At 44.1% G+C, this 17221-nt stretch carries 14 protein-coding genes; 8 read left to right on the forward strand and 6 right to left on the reverse strand.

From position 1 onward, the window contains the following. Positions 1 to 332: 332 nt before the first annotated feature. Positions 333 to 623: a hypothetical protein gene (locus ED652_RS21890; protein ID WP_099165420.1), complete on the forward strand. Its 291-nt coding sequence runs from the start codon at positions 333 to 335 to the stop codon at positions 621 to 623. Positions 624 to 632: 9 nt separating this feature from the next. After that, positions 633 to 1409 carry an EAL domain-containing protein gene (locus tag ED652_RS21895; protein WP_065103363.1) on the forward strand — a complete coding sequence of 259 codons (777 nt, stop codon included), beginning with the start codon at positions 633 to 635 and terminating at the stop codon, positions 1407 to 1409. 221 nt (positions 1410 to 1630) lie between these two features. Here ED652_RS21895 and cydC read toward each other — a convergent pair whose 3' ends face one another. From cydC to ED652_RS21915, 4 genes are all read right to left on the reverse strand, one after another. Beyond that, entirely contained in the window at positions 1631 to 3352 is a 1722-nt protein-coding gene (cydC, locus tag ED652_RS21900; protein WP_122056161.1) for a cysteine/glutathione ABC transporter ATP-binding protein/permease CydC, read from the reverse strand. After that, entirely contained in the window at positions 3345 to 5129 is a 1785-nt protein-coding gene (gene cydD / locus ED652_RS21905) for a cysteine/glutathione ABC transporter permease/ATP-binding protein CydD (protein ID WP_122056162.1), read from the reverse strand. The genes cydC and cydD overlap by 8 nt, the downstream gene beginning before the upstream one ends. Before the next feature lie 161 nt (positions 5130 to 5290). Continuing rightward, complete coding sequence (gene trxB, locus ED652_RS21910; RefSeq protein ID WP_012603688.1) at positions 5291 to 6250, reverse strand: thioredoxin-disulfide reductase; 960 nt, start codon at positions 6248 to 6250, stop codon at positions 5291 to 5293. Positions 6251 to 6789: 539 nt separating this feature from the next. Next, a complete protein-coding gene (locus tag ED652_RS21915; protein WP_162929976.1) occupies positions 6790 to 7836 on the reverse strand; it encodes a S1C family serine protease in 1047 nt (348 codons plus the stop codon). 806 nt (positions 7837 to 8642) lie between these two features. Here ED652_RS21915 and ED652_RS21920 point away from each other — a divergent pair. Together ED652_RS21920 and ED652_RS21925 are read left to right on the forward strand one after the other, a co-directional pair. Beyond that, entirely contained in the window at positions 8643 to 9299 is a 657-nt protein-coding gene (locus ED652_RS21920; RefSeq protein WP_029223539.1) for a 2OG-Fe dioxygenase family protein, read from the forward strand. Continuing rightward, positions 9283 to 10518, forward strand: a complete 1236-nt coding sequence (locus ED652_RS21925) for a cysteine desulfurase-like protein (protein WP_122056164.1) — start codon at positions 9283 to 9285, stop codon at positions 10516 to 10518. Before ED652_RS21920 ends, ED652_RS21925 begins: the two co-directional genes overlap by 17 nt. Positions 10519 to 10698: 180 nt before the next feature. Here ED652_RS21925 and ED652_RS21930 read toward each other — a convergent pair whose 3' ends face one another. Further along, entirely contained in the window at positions 10699 to 11370 is a 672-nt protein-coding gene (locus ED652_RS21930) for a type 1 glutamine amidotransferase domain-containing protein (protein WP_102486484.1), read from the reverse strand. A 230-nt stretch (positions 11371 to 11600) separates the two neighbouring features. On the opposite strand from ED652_RS21930, the gene ED652_RS21935 reads away from it, so the two are divergent. Together ED652_RS21935 and ED652_RS21940 are read left to right on the forward strand one after the other, a co-directional pair. Beyond that, positions 11601 to 12485, forward strand: a complete 885-nt coding sequence (locus tag ED652_RS21935) for a LysR family transcriptional regulator (RefSeq protein WP_102314993.1) — start codon at positions 11601 to 11603, stop codon at positions 12483 to 12485. A gap of 242 nt (positions 12486 to 12727) precedes the next feature. Then, entirely contained in the window at positions 12728 to 14020 is a 1293-nt protein-coding gene (locus tag ED652_RS21940; RefSeq protein ID WP_122056165.1) for a sensor domain-containing diguanylate cyclase, read from the forward strand. 133 nt (positions 14021 to 14153) lie between these two features. Here the strand turns inward: ED652_RS21940 and ED652_RS21945 are convergent, their stop codons facing one another. Next, complete coding sequence (locus ED652_RS21945; protein WP_017082764.1) at positions 14154 to 14978, reverse strand: DUF2797 domain-containing protein; 825 nt, start codon at positions 14976 to 14978, stop codon at positions 14154 to 14156. Between the two features lie 292 nt (positions 14979 to 15270). Between ED652_RS21945 and ED652_RS21950 the strand changes: the two genes are divergently transcribed. Together ED652_RS21950 and ED652_RS21955 are read left to right on the forward strand one after the other, a co-directional pair. Next, a complete protein-coding gene (locus ED652_RS21950) occupies positions 15271 to 16566 on the forward strand; it encodes a GGDEF domain-containing protein (protein WP_102512631.1) in 1296 nt (431 codons plus the stop codon). A gap of 138 nt (positions 16567 to 16704) precedes the next feature. Beyond that, the gene (locus ED652_RS21955; protein ID WP_017106708.1) at positions 16705 to 17055 is read left to right on the forward strand and encodes a GlpM family protein; all 351 of its coding nucleotides are present in this window, start codon (positions 16705 to 16707) and stop codon (positions 17053 to 17055) included. Positions 17056 to 17221: the final 166 nt, after the last annotated feature.

Raw genomic sequence — 17221 nt, forward strand, 5'->3', positions numbered from 1 at the left:
TTATAACTCTTTACCATGCTGTTCAAAAAACACTCACGAAAGATCAACACGCCCTAGTGAATTATCGTTATCCATTCTATTTCTCAAAAATTAATTATTGTCGTCGTTATTGCGCTTAACCTATTTGCCGTCGATTCTATTTTTTTTCCTAGTTTTAGCCATCAAAAATCAGGTTCGTTTGAAAAATATGTGGAATGTAGATTTGGTGTGTTTTTCGTTATTTTTGCATGAGGTGATTTAGGTTTTGTCTACGTAGTATCAACGGCTAATTCATGGATAGAAGATCACCAGTTAGAGGGATAATCAGTAGCGTTGCTTGTTTTGGAGTAGGAATGAAAGTCGTTTCTAAAGAATGTGTTACGAATACCTTGGATGGTATTGAAGAGTATAAACAACTTGCTTGTGTCGAATCACAAGGGTTGGATGTGATAAGCCTGTTGATTCGATTGTGTAACCTACGCAGTAAAAACATCTCTGAGGATGATAGACAAACCTTGATGGATCACATTAAAGAGTTGGTAGCGGCGGAAGTGGTGTTTGCCCAAAATATGGAGTTAGAAGAAGCGGAAGCGATATTATTGGATTCGATGAAGTTGTTGTGTAACACAAATCAACCTAAGTGAGATCGCCCTATGCTTGAGTGGAACACAGACAACCATCGATATGAGATGACAGTGCTTGGATATCAAGTACACAGCGTATTTCAATCCATCAATCACGACAGTCAAACGGTGTTTGGGTACGAAGCGCTTTGCCGTATTGAGATGCAAGGAGAGCGCGTCGACATAAAAAAGTTTTTCAAGATACTCGAAGACTTTGGCGAAAAGGCGGAGTTTAGATTCAAGTTTTTCCTGAACATTATGCATTTGAGGAATTTCAGAAACTCGAATATTTATGATCGAGAAACCAAATTATTTCTGAATCTGACTCCCTGTTTCTTCAAATATTTCGCACATGAGCAAGACTTAGACAATCTGTACCTTCCATTGATCAAACAAGAGCAAGTGGACTTGAGTCAGATTGTTGTTGAAATCGTAGAGGATTATTGTCCTCTGGCGGATATTGAAAGCTTACATAAAGGTACGGCCTATCTAAAGAGCATAGGTATATCTTTCGCGTTAGACGATTTTGGAACAGGTTGGTCAGGCTATAGCCGTATGGCGGTGGTACAACCTAACTACATCAAAGTAAGCCGGGAAATGTTGATTGAATTTGGCCTGAACGAATTGACAGAAAACAACCTCCTTGCAGAGCTCGATACAATAACGAGTTTACAAGGTATTAAAGTCATATTCGAAGGTATCGAAAACAGCGACAACCTCAAAACGGCAGCTCGATACGGTGCAGATTACTACCAAGGCTATTATTTAGATTTTCCCAAGTCATACCCAACGAATAAGCTTGAGTAATCATTCTTATTTTACTGTTCACCTTCTTCGCCAGACCTTATGATTTTGAATGTCGCTTTGGGCATTAACTCCGATATTAATAACCGAATGAGAATAAGTAATTCGGATTGATGGATTGTGGTGTTCAGAGAAAATCAAAGGTGATGGGTAATAAAAAGCCCGAGTATAAACTCGGGCTTAGAATGGTTTTCTTTATAGCTTAAGTAGAACCTATGAAGGCGCTAGATTGCCTGACGAAGTTGGAAGTAACGTCCTGCTTCGTTTAACAGCTTCTTATGAGAACCGTGCTCAACAATCTCGCCTTGTTCAATCAGAACGATAGAATCCATTGTTTCCAGACCAATCAAACGGTGCGTGATGAAGATAACCGTCTTGCCTTCGAAGTGCTTCTCGAACAGCGCCATGATGCTTTGCTCGGTTTGCTTATCTAAGCCTTCTGTCGGCTCATCGAGAAGCAGGATAGGGGCATCATGAAGGATGGCACGTGCGATGCCAATACGGCGCTTCTCACCACCAGACAGTTGACGACCACCGTCACCCAACCAGCTATCAAGACCGTCATTCTCAAGCAGCTTTTCTAGACCAACGTCTTTAAGGATGTTAGCTAGGTGCTCATCGTTGGCATCTGGTTTCGCAATCAACAAGTTGTCGCGTAGGCTGCCATTCAAGATGTCGACACGCTGGCTTACCACACTGATTGATTCACGCAGTTGTGACTCGTTCCATTGTGTTAGTTCAATGCCTGCGATTGAGATATAGCCCTTTTTAGGATCCCAGTAGCGAGTCAGTAGCTGAATCAGAGTCGATTTACCAGAACCCGTTTGACCAACAATCGCAACCTTGTTCGTTGCAGGGATCGTTAGGTCGACAGCGTTCAGAACACTACGCTCAGATTCAGGGTAGTTAAACGTCACGTTTGAGAACGTAATATCAAGCGGCTTGTTGATGTCGAGCTTCTCTTCAGCAAACTGAACTTCAGGCTCCGACAGAATCACTTCGTTCAAGCGACGTGCAGAAGAAAGAGTTTGGCCCAAATGTTGGAATGCACCTGCAATTGGCATCAGCAGTTCAAAACTTGCCATCGTTGCGAACGCCATTAACGCGATGAACGGGTCTGGTGCATTACCACCCACACCGTCAGCTGCAAGCCAAAGCATCAGAACAAGCGTCAAACCGTTGAATAGCATCAGTGCTGCTGAAGCCATACCGGTTAGGTTGGCATTCACAAACTGATTCGCCATCAACTTCTGTTGCGTTTCTAGAATCGCATTACGGTAACGCTCTTCAGCACCGAACAGAGTCAGTTCGCTGTAGCCTTCAATCCAATCTAGCGTAGTTACACGAAGATCAGCTTTGTTTTGCGTCAGTTCACCACCGTTACGCTTGCCCAGCTTGTAGAACAAGATTGGCCAAACCAACAGCATGATCAGAAGGATAGAACCCAAGATCAAACCAAGAGAAGTATCGAACCACATCAAGAACAGAGTCAGGAAGAAAATCCCGAACACACCCACCGTCACTGGGCTTACTAAGCGTAAGTACACGTGATCCATGGCATCGACATCAGCAACCAAACGGTTGAGAAGGTCAGCATCACGAAGATTTGATATACGACCTGGGATCAGCGGAGCCAGTTTCTTGAAGAAGAAGATACGTAAATCAGTTAATAGCTTGAATGTTGCATTGTGGCTGACAACACGCTCACCCCAACGACCCGCCGTTCGGCTCATTGCCAAACCACGTACACCACCACCCGGTAGCATGTAGTTGAAAGTTTCACGTGCAATCGTTAGGCCTGCAACCGCAGAAGCTGAAATAAACCAACCCGATAGCGTTAACAAACCGATAGAAGCCGACAGAGTCGCAAAAGCCAATAGCATGCCTAGCGATAGGCCAAACCAATGCTTTTTATAGAGTTTCAGGTAAGGCAGTAAATCACGCATCTAAATTACCCTTATTGTCTTGTTGAGCTAAGTTCGCGTTCAGCATCTCTTCAAACAAACCACCCGCAGTCGAAAGCTGGGAGTAATGACCTTGTTCAACCAGACCACCATCGTGCATAACCAGAATATTATCGACTGATCTAAGAGGAGCGAGTTGGTGCGTCACAAGTAGGGCAGTGCGGCTTTCAATATTGCTATTGATGCCTTTCATCACTAACTGTTCGCTGCGAGTATCTAAGCTGGCAGTTGGTTCATCGAGCAACCAGAACTGACCGTCTTGAATCATTGCGCGAGCCAAAGCTAAACGCTGAGATTGACCAACAGACAGGCCGCCAGAGCGATCAGAAATCATGTAATCCAAGCCGTGCTCATTAACAAATTCGCTAGCAAATGATTGCTTAAGTGCATTCTCGACAACTTGGTCAGCGATATCATGCTTACCAAGAGTGACGTTGTCACGGATACTGCCGTGCAGTAGCAATGGATTCTGTCCAACCCAACTAATGGTTTTACGCCAAGAGGCTAAGTCGAGGTCACGCAATTCAATACCATTGATCTTCAAGCTTCCTTCATAAGGCATGAAACCAAGGATGGCATTGATCAAACTTGTTTTACCCGCACCGCTTGGGCCAACTAACGCAGTCGATTGGCGAGTGTTCAATGCGAACGAGATAGGACCAACTAATTGAACGCCTTCAGGGCTTAACACTTTTAGGTCGGTAGCTTCAATATTGATGCCTTGAGCCGGATCGAGCTGAGTGTTGCCTGATTTTACCTTAGTGATGTCGGTTTCTAGGAACTCGACAATACTTTCAGCTGCGCCGACCGCTTGTTGTTTCGCATGGTAGAAAGTACCTAAGTCACGCAGAGGTTGGTAAAACTCTGGCGCTAAGATAAGGATAAACAAACCTGCGAATAGTGTAATGCCTGCACCGTAGTGACCGAAGTTAAGCTCACCGATGTAAGTGAAACCAAAGTAAACCGCCGTCATCGCGATAGAGATAGACGTGAAGAACTCAAGTACCGCAGAAGACAAGAAAGCGATTTTCAATACATCCATCGTTCGTGTTCTGAACACTTCAGATGCACCTTTAAGTACCTCTGTTTCTGAGCTTGTTCTGTCGAATAGACGAATGGTTGTCATCGACTGAAGACGGTCGTAAAAGTGACCTGAAAGACGCTGAAGCGCTTTGAAGTTTTTACGGTTTGCATCGGCTGCTTTCATACCAACAAGTGCCATGAACATCGGCACCAGTGGAGCTGTAATCAAGAAGATCAGTCCTGCAGCCCAGTTTACTGGGAACACCACAACCAAAATAATGAATGGAATCATTACCGACAGAGACATCTGAGGTAAGTAACGAGAGAAGAAGTCTTGCATGTCTTCTACTTGTTCTAACAACAGCGTTGCCCACGTACCGGCAGGTTTACCTTTAATGTAAGCAGGGCCTAACTCACGTAATTTATCTAGGATGAGTTGCCTGATGTAGACACGGATTTGTTCACCACAGCGATAACCTGCGATTTCACGTCCCCATGTACAGCCAGCACGGCCAACGACCGATAATGCCAAGCCTGCGAAATGACCAACCAGTTCAGATTTATCGACATTCTCGATGATCAGCTGGTGAAGAATAGAGGCGAGAAGAGCTGCTTGAGCAATTAAAAACACGCTTGAAAGTACGCCAAGGCTAATCGCAATCATAAGCCAGCGTTTCGCTAACTTACTCTGTTGCTTAAGCCACTTATTCAAGCTGCGTTGTTTTTTCTTATCCATTATGAAGGCTTAATGATAATTATTATTTGTTGAGGGCGGCTAGTATACAAAAGAAAGCCCAGTGGATATACCACTGGGCTCTAGGGATTTATAACAAAATGTGATGACGCCCTGCATCTACTGAGGCGAGAGCACCGATAATCAAATCTGCAATCTCAGATTTACTTATCGTTAAGGCCATCTAGGAAGCGTTCAGCATCCAGTGCAGCCATACAACCTGTACCAGCAGAAGTGATTGCTTGGCGGTAGTTGTGGTCCATTACATCACCTGCAGCGAACACGCCTGGGATGCTAGTTTGTGTTGCGTTACCTTCAAGACCAGACTGAACGATGATGTAGTCATCTTTCATGTCCACTTGGCCTTTGAAGATTTCAGTGTTTGGTTGGTGACCGATAGCAATGAATGCGCCCATTACTTCGATGTCTTCTGTCTTATCAGACTGAGTATCTTTAATGCGAACGCCCGTTACGCCCATATCGTCGCCTAGAACTTCGTCTAGCGTGCGATCAGTGTGAAGAACAATGTTGCCGTTCTCTACTTTGTCCATTAAACGCTTAACAAGAATCTTTTCAGCGCGGAACGTGTCACGACGGTGAACTAGATGAACTTCAGATGCGATATTAGATAGGTAAAGTGCTTCTTCAACAGCGGTGTTACCACCACCCACAACCGCTACTTTTTGGTTGCGGTAGAAGAAACCATCACACGTTGCACAAGCAGAAACGCCACGGCCTTTGAATGCTTCTTCAGAATCTAAACCTAGGTACTTAGCTGATGCACCCGTTGAGATGATCAATGCATCACACGTGTACTCGCCAGAATCGCCTTTAAGACGGAAAGGGCGGTTTGATAGGTCGACTTCGTTAATGTGGTCGAACAGGATCTCTGTTTCAAAGCGCTCTGCGTGCTCTTTCATGCGATCCATTAGAGCTGGACCCGTTAAACCTTCAGGATCACCCGGCCAGTTTTCTACTTCTGTCGTGGTTGTAAGCTGACCACCTTGCTGCATACCGGTAACAAGTACTGGGTTTAGGTTTGCACGAGCAGCGTAAACTGCAGCTGTATAGCCAGCAGGGCCAGAACCAAGAATCAATAAATTACAGTGCTTTACGTCGCTCATGAGGACTCCGAAATTGAATTTGTTTTATTTTATAATCGCTTAGGATTGTATGGAAAATATGGAGGCAATAAAAGGTTAAACAAGGGCTGAAGTGTAATTAATCGTTATACGTTAGAACTTAATGGAGACAAACGTTTTCGTGGCTGGATGAATCAGTGAGAACATCCCAACGTTTAAGGTGTAGTGGGGAGGTCAGCAGCACTATCGCTTGTTAGGGTGCTTCAAAAACTAGTGGACGAGTAGGCATGTTCTAGTGCTCAGAGAGTATGTAGGCTTTGAAGTTTATAATTAATAGTACAAAAAATACTTAAATTCGAGAATTCGGGCAACTTTTGGGGTTGGAAAGTCGCTTACAGAAGCGTCTAGCTCTACTGATTTAGGGCAGTTAAGCAAAAGTGCTTTAAATACACAAGGCGTAGATAAAGGCCACCCATAAACCAAACCTATCAGAACTTTAATTTCGAGTGATAACTTGCAGCCAAAAAAGCCGAACTAACTAAGTAGAACGACTCTTTGATATTGACTCTTGTCTATCAAAATCACATGTTGGTTTGATTGTGACCTACCGCTAATTCCGTGGTGATCTTGTCCATCATGTCATAAACTGGACCTTGGATACCCATTGAATCAGCTTCGAGGGATGACTTTAAAACTGTTTCACCGGTATTGCTATCAATAAGGTGCAATCTCATATACGACAGATGGTTACCTAGGTCCCAATAATATCTATAAGTAAACTTGGCGATATAAGTTCGCTTCTGCTTTGTTGAATTGCCATTCCAAATTAATGCTGTACTACTGAGAAGCGCCTGAACGCTATCTATTGTTTCTTGTGGTGTCTCAACACCATTTTGCAACAAAAACCCTGCGGCAACGTTCGGAGATACAGCGAAGTTTAAGCCTTGAGGTAGCGAACCGATTCTATTGGCCATCGCGACTGTATTTGCCGTGCTTACGACTACACCTACAGCTTCAAAGTCGGTATTTGTTACAGGTCCTCCTGAGTTCCCTGGAGAGATTGGGGCCGTAATTTGTATGTTGCTAGTGTTACCATCAAACCCATACAAACTGCTTATATTACCCGTTGTCAGTCTTGCATAATCGCCCAGCATAGAAGAGAGCGGATAACCCGATACGTAAATACTATTTCCAACTTCAGCTGGAGCGAATTTTATTGATTTCAAATCACCGCTGTCTGCCTCTAGGAGGGCTAGATCATTATGTTCATCAGTAGCAATAACGGTAGCCGGAATGTTCTTTCCTGCATAACTGATAGTAATATCATCTAAATCCTTTATTACATGGTAATTGGTGAGCCATTTGTTTTCAGCCACCAAGAAACCGCTGCCAGTGCCTGATTGCGCAAAATGTTTGCCGCCATGACCAAGTTCTGATGAGATTTGTTTATCTTCTAAATACTTCAAGATAACCGGACCAACACCAATTTGATCCTCAACCGCGTCACTTTCAATCACAACATGAATGTTATTGTTACCTATAGCAGTGTTATCCACAATGGCTACTTGTGATGACACACACCCCATTAAAGACAAAGACACCATACATAACAAAAGTAACTTTTTCACGAACATCTCCAAAACAAAAAAGGGGCGGAATTCTACCATTAACCTCATGGTTATTTGATTGATAATTCGTTTCAAAATGCTACGAAAAAGCTCGAAGTAGCTAGATAGTGTATTAGAAAAGTAACGGATAGGAATTAGCACATCAGTGCTGGAATCTACGTTTTTAAAGCACTTTATTATCAAGCTCTCCAGATTAACTCAAATACGAGCCTTAGCTGATATTAGGAGAACACACCACAAACTGAGTTGGCATTGAGAAAGGCGTAACCTTAAAAGAAAGTAATTGTTATTTGAGGGCGGCCGAGTTCCCCCCGAACTCGACCTGTTCCAGACGCGCAAGCAAAGGCGTTTGGTTTCTGGCTTACTCATAAATTAACCAATTTCAGTTTGTTGTGTAAATAATCAATAGCCTGGCAACTGATAGGTAGGTCGTATTTCATTGTGCAAAAGCATAGAAATGAATGATGGCGAGCGTGATGCCTGAACTCAGGTAAGGAGGTTGGCGTATTGAAGCGAAAGGGCTGACACAATATGAAACATAGCTTGCTAGTTAATAATATCGTTAAATTTAAATCTGCAGGTATTTATAACTAGCTAGTGGAGTGTGCTAGTTTTAAGAGTTGGTCATCTTTTATCCTGGTGTTATACACTGCTTTTGATTTTCAAGTTGGATTTAGTATCTGAATTATTAAATTTGACGGGATAAATGATTGTTTAATGTTGATTTGACAAGATCTTCAAGTATCCTTTATGTAAACAAAACGTTAAATATCGAAAGTAAATTAACAATCATTAAGGAGTCGATGATGTTGCATGCTCACGAAAATACCCTACATATTACCCACCTCAGTAACCACGCGGTTGAGGAGTTGTCACCATCATTCTCTAAGCTTCCAAGCACAGAGCATGCAGATGGCCAGTTCCGATTGAGAAGATACTCGGTGGTTCAATTCAGTAATGGACAAGTCGTTGAGCAAGACAAACATAACTTTGTTCAGTCTGAAAACATTAATCACTTTCAAGGTGACGTCGTTCGTCAGTTCGAGCCGATTGAAGCGAATATTTTAGGCAGTGAAGGCATGCAGGAAATGTGTGAACTGTTTATTGAAACCAACGGACTTGAAGACGGGCAAGAAATCGAAATCCATCAAATTCGTATTGCCGCTATTTTTGAAGAGACACAAGTTGCTCCTGAAGGTGTTCACCAAGATGGTTTTGACCATATCGCTTTAATCGGTGTGAACCGACATAACATTGTGGGTGGTGAAATCATGCTGTATCAAGACTCACATGAAGCGCCATTCTTTAGAAAGGTGTTAGGCGATGGCGAGGTTGCGATGCTGGCAGACAGTAAGCTTTGGCACAATGCACAACCGATTCGCACCATAGACCACGATGAGATGGGCTATATGGATGTGTTTGTTCTAACAGCTAAGGATGCACGCAATGTCCTTCACTCTTAATGATGTACGCCAGCAGTTTAGTGCTTTAGGTCAGTACCATAATGATAAACCTGTAACCTTCTTTGATGGTCCGGGTGGATCTCAGGTGCCTGAGAATGTTTTAGCTTCAATGACCGAATACCTAGGCCATTTCAATTCAAACCTGGGCGGCCACTATTTTTCTAGCCAAAAGACTACGAGCTTAATGCAGCAAGCGCGAGAAGCGGCGCAAGCACTGCTTAATGCTGAATCTTCTGGCAACGTTGTGTTCGGTGCGAACATGACATCGTTGACCTTCCAACTTAGCCGAGCGATCAGCCGCGATTGGAAAGAGGGCGATGAAGTTATCGTCACGGCGTTAGATCATTACTCGAATGTTTCGAGCTGGCAGCAAGCGGCAGACGACAAAGGTGCGATTGTTCGCCAAGTTCGCGTAGACGAGTCGGATTGCAGTTTGGATATGGCGCATTTTGAATCGCTGCTTAACGAGAAAACCAAGCTTGTCGCGGTGACGTTTGCTTCGAACACGACAGGCTCAATTGTCGATATGGCGAAAGTTATCGAGCTTGCACATCAGCATGGTGCGCAGGTTTATGTCGATGCCGTGCATTACGCGCCACACCACTTGATCGATGTTCAGCAACTGAATTGTGATTTCTTAGCGTGCTCGGCTTATAAGTTCTTCGGCCCTCATGTTGGCATTGCTTATGTTGCGCCTCAATGGCTGCATACTTTAAAGCCTTACAAGGTAGAGCCTGCAACCAATATCGGCCCAGGTCGATTTGAGACAGGAACACAAAGCTTTGAAGGCCTTGCTGGTGTGATTGCGGCAGTGGATTACTTGGCGCAATTAGGCGATCCAGCCGATTCATTGCGTTCTCGTTTAGAGCAAAGCTACGCGCTGTATAACAAGCACGAGAGCCAACTCAGTGAGTACTTCCTTAAACGCTTGTCCGATCTTGAAGGAGCAAAGCTTTACGGGAAAACCGAGTTTGATTCGAATCTAAGAACTCCAACCTTTGCGATTACCTTCGATGACCATTCTCCAGAGTTCATCGCTAAGAAGCTGGGTGAACATAATATCTGTGTGTGGAATGGACATTTCTACGCATTAGGTTTGGTGAAACAGTTGGGTATTGAAGAGCAGGGCGTGGTGCGTATTGGTTGTATGCATTACAACTCGATTGAAGAGATAGACTTGTTGTTTAATGTGCTTGAAGGGATCTTGCGAAGCCGCTAGCATAAGTAATTAGCAAGAAGTCACAGGCACTTAATAGCTACAAAATTAGAAAAGAGCATACTTCTCTCAACAATATTGAGTAGGAAGTATGCTCTTTTTGTTCCATTAACTTATCTCTGTTTAGCGAAGTCTACTAAGACTAAAGCCGCTAATCGCTAATCGAAAAAGTCCGTGATTTAACTAAGACAGTTGCTTAACGAGAGCTGCACCTACTGCGTGCGCACTGGTTGGGTTCTGACCGGTAATCACTCGCTCATCAACAATTACAAGCTCATGCCAAGGTTGAACCTTGTTGAAACGCGCTGCGCTACGAGCAAGAGATTCTTCCAATAAGAACGGAATGTCATTGATGGTGCCAAAGTCGATCTCTTCTTCACGAGTAAAGCCAGTCACCGATTTAGAGCTTAATAGCTTCTCGCCATTACTCAGAACAATCGGAAGCAGTGCTGCTGGGCCGTGACATACTGATGCGATCACACCGCCATCTTCATAATGCTTAGCGGCAATCGTTGCGAATTGCTCGTCGGTTGCTAGGTCAGAAAGTAGGCCGAATCCACCTGGGTAGAAGATAGCATCGTAGCTTTCTACGTTAATTTGGCTTACAGGAATTGTATTGTTGATTCGGTTCTGGAAGTCATCGTCAGCCAAGATCTCTGCGTTTACTGAGTCACCTTCAATATCGGTTCCATACAGTGGACCTTTACCACCCTTGATAGACGCGATGTCGTACTCAAAACCCGCAGCAATGATCTCTTTCAGTGCATGAGTCAGTTCTGGAGCGTATGTACCGTTCGCTTGGTCTGTATCGCCTAGTGTTGCGTGGTTAGTCACTGGGATTAGTATTTTTTTCATGATTCGTTCCTTCAGGGCTGATGTTTGTCTAAGCATAGTTGAATTGCTGATGTCGTTATATTAATTGCAAATCTTATGAGTGATAATATAGGTAATAAGCAAAACATTATTGCTATATAGCAACAGTTGAATGTGAAGATATAAATGAGTCGGGTTTGAACTAGCGGGATGCGAACTTGTGGGACGCAAACTGGTTAGACGCGAATGAGCTAGATGTAAACAGGTGAAGTATGGATAGCTTTGAAGGTATTAATGAATTTGTGGCGGTTGCAGAATGCCACGGCTTTTCTGCGGCAGCGAAACAATTAGGTTGCAGCACCAGCCATGTCAGCCGCCAAGTGTCGAGACTAGAAGAACGGGTAGGCGTGGCGTTGTTGGCGCGTTCAACACGTATGGTGAGTTTGACCGAGTCTGGGCATACCTATTATCAGCAATGCAAAGATCTGGTTATTGGACTGCAACAAGCGAATGAACAAGTCACGTCTCAACAAGCTCAGCTGAGCGGTACTTTGCGTGTGAGTGCGGCGGGTGCGTTTGCCGAGAATCATGTTGCAGCAGCTTTGATGGAATTTGCGAAAGACCACCCTGATCTGACTATCGAAATGAACTTCAATACTAATATGGTTAACTTCATCGAAGATGGTATTGATTTCGCGATTCGTTATGGCCGACTTGATGATTCGGGTTTGGTGGCAAGGAAGCTTGTCGATCGCCCGATGGCAGCGGCCGCGAGTCAGAACTACATCGACCAATTCGGTTCTCCAACACAGCCAGAACAGTTGAAGTTACACAGCTGTATTATTGCCAACAGTGATCAGTGGTTGTTTGAGAAAGACGGAAAACCGTTAAATGCGGTGCGCGTGCATGGGCGTTGGAAAAGCAATAACTCGAGTGCGGTACTTAAAGCTTGTGAAGAAGGGCTTGGCATTGTTTATCTTCCTAAAAGCAGCTTCAATGGCGGTCTTGCCAATGGAAAGCTCGTTCCAGTGCTAGAAGAATATTGGGGAGCAGGAACCAGCAGTTGGATCGTATACCAGAACCGTCGCTTTCTTCCACAGAGAGCAAGGCTGGCTATCGACTTCTTAGTCTCTTATTTTTCCGATTGGAATGAGTAACGAACGGCTTACGTCGTTCAATTTAAAACCAAAATTAGAAAAAGATAATAGTTACATAGATATAGGTTATCTTTTTCTGTTTTCTGACGCGAACAATAGGATTGAGAGACTTGTCTACTTTTGTTGACTCGTGCTAGTGATTGAATTGTAGAGAAGCCCGCAACAGTACGATATACTACAGGCAATATTAATGTCCCTAACGCGTGAAAGATTGTGTGGAAGCGTTGGCAGGATTTGTTGTTATGCTCCAGCTTGAGGAGTATAGCGAGTGTGCGGAGTTGGCCATGTCTTCAATAAATTTCGAATCCACGTACGGTGTAATAACTATTCAAGATATGAATGTAGTTAGTGTTGACGCTAATTATGCTCGCATCTATGGGTACTCATCCCCCGAAGAACTACTGTCTAATATTGATAGCTTTCTGGATCTTATTCCAGAAGATTTTCATGTTGCGGCCTATAGAAATTATCTAGAAACCGTCGGTGGTCAACGAGACCCTCAGGTTCATACCTATACCAATATTGATCGCAATGGCAGAGAGTTCACGGTGTTCTCTATTGACCATGTCACTGAATGGCAAGGCAGGCCTGCACTGCAAGTCACAGTCATCGATCTTTCTCCTGCGATTCAGCTGCAAAATGTGGTGCGTGAGCAAGACCAGATGTACCACGATATGATCATGCAATCAGGGCAGGGCATCTTGGTTCACCGAGACTTTAAGCCGTTGATGGTCAATCAATCGTGGGTCAAACTGCAAGGTGGATCTTCCATCGAGCAAGTCTTAGCGTTGGAATCCATTCTTGAGTTGGTGCCACAGCAAAATACAGATGGCATTTATAAGCACTATCAAGCGATTGTGTCTGGTGAACTGTCGGGTACGAGCACGGTGGTTGAAAATATTGGGTTCGATGGTGTTCATCGGTTTTTTAATATTTACGACAATGCGATTACTTGGAAAGATCAGCCAGCCGTTCAGGTTGTGCTTGAAGACGTGACTCAAAAAGTGATGCTGGAAAAGCGCTTGGTTCACCAAGCGAATTACGATGAAATGACCGACTTGCTTAACCGAAGAGCCATTTATGAATGGTTACGGGAGCACCTTGCTTCAGGCACTCATCTCGCATGTATGCTGTTGGATATCGATGACTTCAAATCGATCAATGATACATACGGGCATATGGTGGGTGACGAGGTTATTTGCGCTTTGGCTAATATTACCAAGCGTAATGTCGAGAAAGCGGGTGGTGTCACGGGTCGATGGGGCGGTGAAGAATTCATTGTATTTATCCCTAACGCGTCACCTCAAGTTTCTCATCAAGTCGCTGATTTGATTCGCCAACAGTTTAACCAAACTGAATTTAAGATTGATGAGCAAGTTCGTTTTAATGTGAGCGTGAGTATCGGAGTGAGTGATAGTCGAGCTTGCGAGGGCACTGTTTCTATCGACGCGCTGGTTAACCTAACTGACCAATCTCTTTACCGAGCGAAAGCGGCTGGCAAGAATCGCGTGTGTGGCGATGTGGTTGCGCATTAATTCCTCGAATTAATGTTTCAAAACGAAGCCAATTCCTAACGAAAATGCCCTGAAGTGTTGGCTTCAGGGCATTTTTAGCTTTTGGCTATTAGCTAAGCTGTTCTCACTATGAGAAACGCTTAAGCTCTACAAATTATGCAGACACTTCAACTTCGTAAGAGCCAAATTTACGGATGTTAATCACGCCCGTATCTAGGATTAGGTATTGACCTTTAATGCCTTGAAGTACACCTGTCACCTCTGGGTTCTTATCAAAGTTGTGCGAGACAATCTTCACAGGGTGCTGTTCAACTGGGTAGCTGAGTGACGTGATGTTCTCACTTAGTATCTCGATAGCATCGTCACCAAACTTCGCTCTGATCTCTTGGATTTTATCCTCAACCAATGGCAACAGTTCTTTGGCTTTTTCTACCAACTCCATATCGTCGCCATCGCCTTTTAGCAGCGTGCGCCAGTTGGTTTTGTCAGCAATATGCTTTGCCAATTCAACTTCAATCAGGCCAGAAATCTGACGAGTTTTTACTTTCAAGATTGGCAGGCCTTGAGTGGCACCTTGGTCGATCCAGCGAGTCGGGATTTGAGTATGACGAGTGATACCCACTTTAAGGCTTGATGTGTTCGACAGGTAAACGAAGTGATCAACCATGCAGTTCGCTTCGCCCCATTCAGGCTCACGACACGTGCCTTCATCGTAGTGGCAAGTTTCTGGCTTCATGATGCACATGTCGCAGCTTGCTAGCTTTCTCATACACACAAAGCAGTGGCCTTGAGAGTAGCTTTTCTTGGTTTTCTTGCCACACGAGCAGCAAAAAATATTACCGGTGTGAGTGAGGTTGATGGTTTTACCAATTAGAGGGTTTAGCTCTACAAACTCTTCACCGACAGGTAAACGGTAGGTAACCGCACCATCGAGCGAAGCACTCATTTTCTTGAGTGTTCCTTTTGCTAATAAAGACATGACATTACTCGTTGTATTTTGATTATTATTTCGTCGACTCGGACGCTCTGTCAGCAGGCGCTACGGTTAACGATGATTATGCGATGAGTATAACAAATAGAGCCTGTTTTTATACGCAATATTACTTGATTCTCGGCGTGAATAATTCGCGGATAAAATTATGGTATGACATTTTGTTCAGGCGTGATATAACGTTTTTTAGTAAATTATTGGCATTAAGATCACTAATTTACCTAACTTATTTTTTATCGTGAAATCCCAACTATAGGGACCTTAAGCCGGAAGCTTAGACGTGAAGTGGATCCATAAAATAGTCATCTTTTTAGTTATCACGACACTGGCGATTGTCCAGTATTACCGTGTGAGCGGAAATCGTGTGATAACGGCAATTACGCCTGACCAATATGAATTTATCGCGACCAGCGATCAAGTAGATAGAGGCGTCAGTACGTCCCAATTATCCTATCAAAATGGGCAGTATATTCTCGACTGTGAGCTTAAAGAGTCAGAGTATCCGTGGCCTTATTGCGGCCTATCGATTCGTATTAATCCAGACATCACCGTTGGCCTTGACCTGTCTCAGTACCACACCTTTAGAGTGAATATTGATTATCATGCGGAAGCGGATTCAAGCGGCCGTTTAAGAACTTATCTACGCAACTATAATCCCGCTTACTCAATTCCTGATGACGAGTACACGCATAAGTACAACGGTATGGAGTTTTCGCCTGGTGTGGATGGCGGAGTTATTGAGATTCCGATCGACAATTTACAAGTGATGACATGGTGGCTCGCCGATAACGATATCGCGTTGGAGCATTCAGCGCCTGAGTATTCGAACGTCAACATGGTCGAATTCGCGACGGCATCGGGTGCGAAGCTTGGTCACCATCGAATTGTCATACGCAGTATAGAGTTCGAAGGTACGTATATCACGGGCGAAAGCTTGTTTATGATCTTGCTGTTTGTTTGGGTAGGGACGGGTACTGCGTTCCTGCTTTCAGAGTTGCACCGATCAAGAAAGCGCATGGTGATTGCAGAGAAAAGACATCATCACTTGAAGAACGTCAATCGAGCATTGAGAGAACAAAACTTCGAGTTTTCAGAAATGGCTCACCGAGATGAGTTGACTGGAATACTCAACCGTCACGCGATTCGTGATTGGTTGAAGATGCAGTCACAGCATGTGAAGCAGGGTCATGGAAAGCTGAGCATGCTGTATTTAGATATTGATTACTTTAAGAGTGTGAACGATAAATACGGACACCAAATGGGCGACCATATTTTGCGTGAGTTCAGTATGGTGGTGGGAAGCTCTATTAGCGCGACAGATAAATTGGTGCGTTGGGGCGGTGAAGAGTTTATCGTTTTTTGCCCTGAAACCGAAGCGGGTGAAGCGCAAAGAAAGGCGGAGAAGATTCGACTTTTGGTCAGCCAACACCTTTGGATCCATGGTGATTCGCTCACTTGCAGTATTGGCATTGCTGAAATGAAGCAAGAGAGGGTGACGGAGACGATCGCACGCGCTGATGAAGCCTTATATCAAGCGAAGCATTCTGGGCGAAATCAGGTGATCTTGAGTCACTAATCTGATAATTGTGTCGATTACTTTATAAGCCACACGTGCATATGTGACGTGTGGCGTTTTTATGGGCGCTATATGAGTTTACCCTCTAGAGCCTTTGTTGGTTTGTTGGTTTGTTGGTTTGTTGGATAACGTATTGAAATGATCTCACTGTTTTTTAAATGCTTGCTTGGTGCGGCTGCCGTTTTACTGATTGCGCTGTTGTCGAAGAGTAAGAGCTTTTACATCGCTGGCTTAGTGCCGTTGTTTCCTACCTTTGCTTTGATTGCTCATTACATTGTTGGTACTGAACAAACTATGGTGGAGTTACGCACAACGGCGCTATTTGGGCTGTTTTCGCTTGTGCCATACGCGGCTTATCTTGGCGCGGTTTATGTGTTCAGTTATCGCTATAACTTGGTGTCGACACTCTCATTAGCCACTGTTGTTTGGGTTATGTGTGCTTCTATGCTGCTGTTAGGTTGGACGCGCTTAGTGCCCAGTGCGATTTAATGAGGTTGTTCTGAAGAGTGATGAGCTGTTTTATTTCGCCAGTAGCCAGTAGCCAGTAGCCAAAACAAAAAAGGTGGCGCGGGGCCACCAAAAGGGAAAAGCGTTTTATTTTTATTGGCTCCTCAAAACCACCGCCTAGGGCGGTGGTGATTGTTCCTTGAGGCTA

Source organism: Vibrio sp. Evd11 (assembly GCF_900382755.1).
GTDB classification, from domain to species: domain Bacteria; phylum Pseudomonadota; class Gammaproteobacteria; order Enterobacterales; family Vibrionaceae; genus Vibrio; species Vibrio lentus.

What these genes read in the sequence shown, in the direction of transcription:
- ED652_RS21945 (WP_017082764.1), bottom strand. Translation starts at nt 14,978, where the DNA reads ATGTCTTTATTAGCAAAAGGAACACTCAAGAAAATGAGTGCTTCGCTC.
- ED652_RS21895 (WP_065103363.1), top strand. Translation starts at nt 633, where the DNA reads ATGCTTGAGTGGAACACAGACAACCATCGATATGAGATGACAGTGCTT.
- ED652_RS21955 (WP_017106708.1), top strand. Translation starts at nt 16,705, where the DNA reads ATGATCTCACTGTTTTTTAAATGCTTGCTTGGTGCGGCTGCCGTTTTA.
- ED652_RS21930 (WP_102486484.1), bottom strand. Translation starts at nt 11,370, where the DNA reads ATGAAAAAAATACTAATCCCAGTGACTAACCACGCAACACTAGGCGAT.
- ED652_RS21935 (WP_102314993.1), top strand. Translation starts at nt 11,601, where the DNA reads ATGGATAGCTTTGAAGGTATTAATGAATTTGTGGCGGTTGCAGAATGC.
- trxB (WP_012603688.1), bottom strand. Translation starts at nt 6,250, where the DNA reads ATGAGCGACGTAAAGCACTGTAATTTATTGATTCTTGGTTCTGGCCCT.
- ED652_RS21925 (WP_122056164.1), top strand. Translation starts at nt 9,283, where the DNA reads ATGTCCTTCACTCTTAATGATGTACGCCAGCAGTTTAGTGCTTTAGGT.
- ED652_RS21890 (WP_099165420.1), top strand. Translation starts at nt 333, where the DNA reads ATGAAAGTCGTTTCTAAAGAATGTGTTACGAATACCTTGGATGGTATT.
- cydD (WP_122056162.1), bottom strand. Translation starts at nt 5,129, where the DNA reads ATGGATAAGAAAAAACAACGCAGCTTGAATAAGTGGCTTAAGCAACAG.
- ED652_RS21940 (WP_122056165.1), top strand. Translation starts at nt 12,728, where the DNA reads ATGCTCCAGCTTGAGGAGTATAGCGAGTGTGCGGAGTTGGCCATGTCT.
- cydC (WP_122056161.1), bottom strand. Translation starts at nt 3,352, where the DNA reads ATGCGTGATTTACTGCCTTACCTGAAACTCTATAAAAAGCATTGGTTT.
- ED652_RS21920 (WP_029223539.1), top strand. Translation starts at nt 8,643, where the DNA reads ATGTTGCATGCTCACGAAAATACCCTACATATTACCCACCTCAGTAAC.